This is a genomic window from Candidatus Latescibacterota bacterium, from assembly GCA_019038625.1.
In the GTDB taxonomy this organism is placed as follows: Bacteria; Krumholzibacteriota; Krumholzibacteriia; order Krumholzibacteriales; family Krumholzibacteriaceae; genus JAGLYV01.
Map to the genome: position 1 here is coordinate 1 of JAHOYU010000249.1, position 5818 is coordinate 5818.

The 5818-nt window shown below is 52.6% G+C and carries 4 protein-coding genes; all 4 read left to right on the forward strand.

Annotated features, from left to right (window positions below; translation table 11 throughout):
* The first annotated feature begins 350 nt into the window (after positions 1–350).
* Positions 351–2879 carry a TonB-dependent receptor gene (locus KOO63_15940; GenBank protein MBU8923307.1) on the forward strand — a complete coding sequence of 843 codons (2529 nt, stop codon included), beginning with the start codon at positions 351–353 and terminating at the stop codon, positions 2877–2879.
* A gap of 250 nt (positions 2880–3129) precedes the next feature.
* On the forward strand, positions 3130–3711 hold the full coding sequence (rsxA, locus tag KOO63_15945) for an electron transport complex subunit RsxA (GenBank protein ID MBU8923308.1): 582 nt from the start codon (positions 3130–3132) through the stop codon (positions 3709–3711).
* A gap of 41 nt (positions 3712–3752) precedes the next feature.
* Positions 3753–4595 carry an RnfABCDGE type electron transport complex subunit B gene (locus KOO63_15950; protein ID MBU8923309.1) on the forward strand — a complete coding sequence of 281 codons (843 nt, stop codon included), beginning with the start codon at positions 3753–3755 and terminating at the stop codon, positions 4593–4595.
* On the forward strand, positions 4595–5818 hold a 1224-nt coding region (gene rsxC / locus KOO63_15955; GenBank protein ID MBU8923310.1), incomplete at its 3' end, for an electron transport complex subunit RsxC. The genes KOO63_15950 and rsxC, both read left to right, overlap by 1 nt.

The window sequence follows — 5818 nt, forward strand, 5'->3', positions numbered from 1 at the left end:
CAAGGAAAAGTATGAAATAATCGTGGAAAATGTGAGGATATTTTCAAAAAATCATTAATAAATTCCTGGTGATTTCCACAAGGTCACAGGCTCTTAGTTCAAGTTTTAGGAATTCCAATAATGGGTATTCCCGGATATTGGGTGTATCACCCCATTGACCCTGACAGGCATTTTGTGTTAAAATCCCTACAGATAACGGCAATTCCCGCCAATGAATTGCATCTGAAGGGAAACGGACCGGCGGGAAGCTGTTATCCTCTACTGGACCTCATATCTCATTTGGATCAAAAAATAGAATCCACGGATGAATCCTCAAGCAGAGCCATGGAAGGTTTTCGGGAGACTGTACCATGTTCCTCGTGAACCGATTTCTGCAGGTTATTGTATCTATATTGTCAATTGTATTGTGTGTCATTTCTGCCAGCATGGCGGAAGCTGCTGTTACCGGGCAAGTTGCAAGTGAGACGGTCGTGACTGATGCGGTTGTGACCGAGCCTGTCGCAACAGAGACAGTCGCAGCCGGGGCAGTTGTGAATGTTGAACCCTCATTCAGGAAAGTTTCGGGTAGGGTCGTCTCCCGTGCGACGGGAGATCCGATCAAACTGGCCGTCATCAATCTCTTTGAGACCGGAAGCATGACGCTGACCGGTGGGGATGGGCGGTTCGAGTTCGAAGTCCCTGCAGCACGAACCAATATCCACCTTGCTGTTACCCACGTATCATACCGGGAGATCCCCTTTCTTGAGATCCGGACCGATCGTACAAACGATATCGAGTTGTATCTGGACGTACTCCTCTATGAGGCCCCTCTGATAGAGGTAGTCGCTGAGAGGCGTCCTCTTTTTCCGATCGTCGGGCAGAGTGTAGAGATGGATGTGGCAAAGATTTCCGGCGGAGCGCTGTCCCAGGCGGATCCGCTATATGCTCTTAAAACTCTTCCCCAGGTATCTTCTGCCAGTGATTTCGATGGTAGATTCAGTATCTATGGAGCCTCGCCCGACGCGAACGCGTTTTTCCTGGATGGACTTCTTTTTTCGTCTCCATACCATCTTGGTGGGCTCTGCAGCATTTACGACGCTTCCAATATTGAGACTTTCCGGTTTTCGGCTATGCCGCTCTCGGCCGCTTCCCATGGCGCGACAGGCGCTGTTGTGGAGGTTGAGAGCAGGACCGGCTCCGCTGGCAGTCAGGCAGGGAACATATCTGGTTATTCATCGACCGGGGAGATGGGGGGCGGAGATTTATCATTGGATGGAAAATCATCGGATGAATATCCGGCAACGAATGAATTTTCTATCGGCCTGCTCAGTTCGTCGATCTCTTCATCCAGATCGATGGATGGAGGCGATATAGTCGTGTCGGGGATGGCGAGACGCAGCTACATGGACATCATCTATGATGCTCTGGGCAGCGCTGAAAACACGCAGTTGCCGAATTTTTATGATCTTCAGGGAAGTATCGTTAAAGAACTGGAAGGGCGGAAGTACCTGAAACTCGGAGCAATGCTCTCGGGAGATGAGATGATGATGGGTACGGGGAACATCTCAACGGGGTACGAAGGAGGGGACGGGTACGAGGGAGAGTCGATGTTGTCGTGGTACAGGAGGATCGGAGCCCTCTCACTCACTTATGCTTATCGCGAGGTCGAAGATTCCGAATGGTATGGGAGGGCCATGATCGCATGGCAGCCGCACAGGTCGAATTTCGACATGAGTGGTAATGATTATGAAGCGATGGGCTGGTATGGCGGCAGGGGTACTGTCCGGATAGATGCCGGCAGACGTTTTGGCGATTATACTCTGGCTACAGGTGTGTTTTCTTCGCTGTCGATGATCGAATACGAATTGAGGTTCGGACGCGGGTTCTGGCTTGCGAGCCGCAACGAGAACTCGGCTGTGAGAATAGACAATGACGGGTTCGAGTTTATTGCGGACGGCCACAACAAATGGACCTATACAGGTATTTACGGGGAGCTGAAAAGGGAAGGCACTCGCGGCGGCATGCAACTGGGAACGAGGGTCGAGGCCTTTTCGAGAAGCCGCGAACTGTCGCTCAGCCCGAGGCTTTCCGGTCACTGGATGATCAGCGACAAGACGATGGTCCTCACCTCCTGGGGGATATTCGCGAGGGATCCAGCTGAGGATTTCGGCAACCCCGCAGCTATCGGCAACGGGTTGAAGACGGAGAAGGCGACCCAGATATCCCTGGCGTTGAGGCGAGAACTTCCGTTCGGGATCACGGGACAGGCAGGAGGGTATCTCCGGAGGGACTGGGATCTGATGATTGAATCCGAACCGGTCACTTATACGAGCGGAGGCAGGGGGCGTGGAAAGGGAATAGAAGTCGGTCTGGAGAGAAGGGCCGGTTTGTTCGAGACCGTTTTGAGCTATTCATGGACACGGGCAGAACGGATCGATGATCCGCACACCCTGACGTTCAGGCCAGACCCGGCCGCAGAATCGGTCTACAACCTGGCTCCGGCCTATGACAGCCCGTACTGGTATTCGTCACCATATGAACGAAGGCATTCGATCAGCCTGGAGATCAAGAGACATTTTTCTGAAAGGTTCAATGTCTCGGTAGCATGGCGGGCCAATTCCGGACGGCCATTCACGCCGATTGGCGAAGTATACGAGAGGGAGGTCGGGGGATACATAGCATCCGAAGGCAGGAGGATGTCGGCGAACCTGCCATATTATTCCCGTATCGACCTGAGAGCTGAGTGGTCCTGGTCGCGTGGAACCTGTTTCTTCGAGGTGCTGAACGCGACGAATCACGAGAACGTCTTTAACCTCCGATACAGTGAGGATTACAGTTTGAAGAACTGGTACAAGATGATCCCGATCATGCCGGGGTTCGGAGTCAGGATGAATTTCTAGATATACAGGCCGGACATGGTACGAAGGCGGGGCGAGGATGCATGAAACCCTTCCCATCGCATTCCAGCGGTATTTGAACAGCTACCCGCTTTCGTCCGGCCAGTCTGTCATGATATTACTTCCCTCTATTCGGCAAATACCTGTTTTTCCGTGAAAACTCTTGATTAAATTGCGGTTCTATATTAATTTAATCCCGTTTCACTGCCGGAGTATTATTATAGTCGAAGTCCGCTAGCTTTGAAGGTGACAAATGCCGAAATTGATACTGATCATTATCAGCGCGGTCCTTGTTAATAATTTCGTCCTACAGAGATTCTTGGGGATATGCCCGTTTCTCGGCGTCTCAAAAAGAGTCTCCACGGCGATCGGTATGAGCGGCGCTGTGCTTTTCGTGATGGCGATGGCTTCGGTCGTTACCTGGTTGATCTATCATTACGTACTGCTGCCGTTTAATCTCGTATATCTCCAGACTGTGACTTTTATCCTTGTGATAGCCAGTCTTGTACAGCTTGTGGAACTTGTTCTCCAGAAATTAAGTCCCGCGTTGTACCAGGCGCTTGGGATTTTTCTCCCGCTTATTACTACTAACTGTGCCGTACTCGGAGTATCGGTACTAAATATTCAGAAAGAATACAGTCTGCTGGAAACGACGATCTTCGGGGTCGGTGCCGCGTTGGGTTTTGCCCTGGCCATGATCCTCTTTTCCGGGCTTAGGGAGAGGATCGACCTTTGTGATCCTCCTGTGGCGTTTAGAGGAACAGCCATAGCTCTGATAACAGCGGGGTTGCTGTCGCTGGCTTTCATGGGATTCACAGGGCTTGTGAAGGTATAAGTTAAAACGATCGAAGAAAGATAACGGAGGAATCAGAAAACATGCTGAGTGCCATTATAGCCCTTGCCGCTCTGGCTCTCGTTGCGAGTTTTGGTCTCGCGATCGCCGCCAGGATATTTGCCGTCGAGACAGATCCGAGGATCGAACTCGTGGAAGACGCACTTCCAGGCGCGAACTGCGGAGCCTGTGGATTTCCGGGCTGCAGTGGCCTGGCCAAAGCGATTGTCGAGGAAAAAGCTGGTGTTGCCGATTGTCCCGTCGGGGGAGGAGGCACCGCAACTGCCGTTGCCGAGATCATGGGACTGTCCTTCTCCGGTGGTGGAGAGAAGATGGTCGCTATGATCAACTGCAAGGGTGACGATGAGGTAGCTTTGAAGAGATTTCATTATAATGGCGTAGCTGATTGCACTTCGGCAGCATTGATCTTTGGTGGCGACAAGAGTTGTTCTTACGGCTGTCTGGGCCTCGGCACATGTGCCGGTGCCTGTCCGTTCGGAGCTATCGAGATGCTTCCGAGTGGTCTTGCCCTGGTCGATCCTGAGAAATGTACGGGATGTACGAAGTGTGTGGACTCCTGCCCGAAGGGGATCATCAAGATGGTCCCGGCGAGCAGGACGGTGCACATCCTGTGCAGTTCACACGATAAGGGCGGGGTGGCTCGAAAGGCATGCAAGACGGCATGTATCGGATGCCAGAAATGTGTGAAGGCCGTTCCCGAGGGAGCGATCGTCATGGATAACTTCCTCGCTGTTATAAATTACGAAATGGAGATACCTGAAGAAGTAGCTGGTGAATGTCCGATGAACACGATAGTGGTCAGCAGACAGGGTGGCATGGCGCCGCCCGGCCAGGAAATGCAGACAGCAGCGGGGGGTGACGCCTGATGAGTAAGGGTGCATTTTTCGGTGGAGTACATCCCTCATATAACAAGGATATGGCAAGCGGGCAGGCTGTCATCGAGATGCCCATGCCGAAGGAACTCGTAGTCTATTTTTCGCAGAACCTGGGTGCACCTTCGAACCCCGTAGTCAAAAAAGGTGATGAGGTCAAGAAGGGTCAGGTCATCGGCGAATCGGGCGGATTCGTTTCGACTCCGGTCCACGCACCGACTTCAGGCGTTGTTAAGGCTCTGGAAAACAGGCCGTCTCCTGTAGGAGTCGACATGATCGCGGCGGTAATAGTGCCGGACGGCCTTGACGAATGGGCCGAGGGTTGTAGTGTCGAAAGAGGCAGTACGGGCCTGAACCGTGAAAAGATCAAAGGACTGATTCATGACGGCGGCATCGTGGGAATGGGAGGGGCGACTTTCCCCACTCATGTGAAACTTTCACCTCCGCCGGACAAGAAGATGGATACTCTGATCATAAACGGTGCTGAGTGTGAGCCGTACCTCACGGCCGATCACAGGGTGATGCTGGAGAGTGCCGAGGCGGTACTCGACGGCGCGTCACTGTTTGCCGGAGTCATTGACGTAAAAAATATTGTTATTGCCATAGAGAAGAACAAGCCCGACGCTATCATTACCATGCAGAGGGCAATATCTGGACGAAGCGGTTTTTCCGTTGCCGAGATGGATGTCATTTATCCTCAGGGCGCCGAGAAACAGCTGATCTACGCGATCACAGGTCGCAAGGTCCCGGCTGGCGGCCTGCCGATGGATGTCGGCGTGCTTGTGCAGAATGTCGGGACGGCCGCGGCAGCTTACGAGATGATCCGTTACAACAGACCACTCATTCAGAGGGTAGTCACCGTAACGGGCGCCGGGATAAAGCAGCCGAAAAATGTGTTGGCCAGGGTAGGGACAAAATTCTCGGACCTGATCGAGTTTTGCGGAGGGGTACACAGAGACACGGCGAAACTGATCAATGGTGGGCCGATGATGGGCATTGCCCAGCATTCCCTCGATGCCGGGATGACGAAAGGTACAAGCGGCCTTGTGCTTCTGAGGGAAGATGAGGTCGGGCAGTTCGTCAGTGATCCCTGCATCCGTTGCGGCAGGTGTCTGGATGCCTGTCCGATGACGCTCAACCCGTCTGCTCTGAGCATTTTTATCGAACGTATGCGTTTTGATGACGCTGAAGAATATAATCTGATGGATTGTATAGAG

Coding starts and splice junctions, on each gene's coding strand:
- KOO63_15950 (MBU8923309.1), top strand. CDS start 3,753: ATGCTGAGTGCCATTATAGCCCTTGCCGCTCTGGCTCTCGTTGCGAGT.
- rsxA (MBU8923308.1), top strand. CDS start 3,130: ATGCCGAAATTGATACTGATCATTATCAGCGCGGTCCTTGTTAATAAT.
- KOO63_15940 (MBU8923307.1), top strand. CDS start 351: ATGTTCCTCGTGAACCGATTTCTGCAGGTTATTGTATCTATATTGTCA.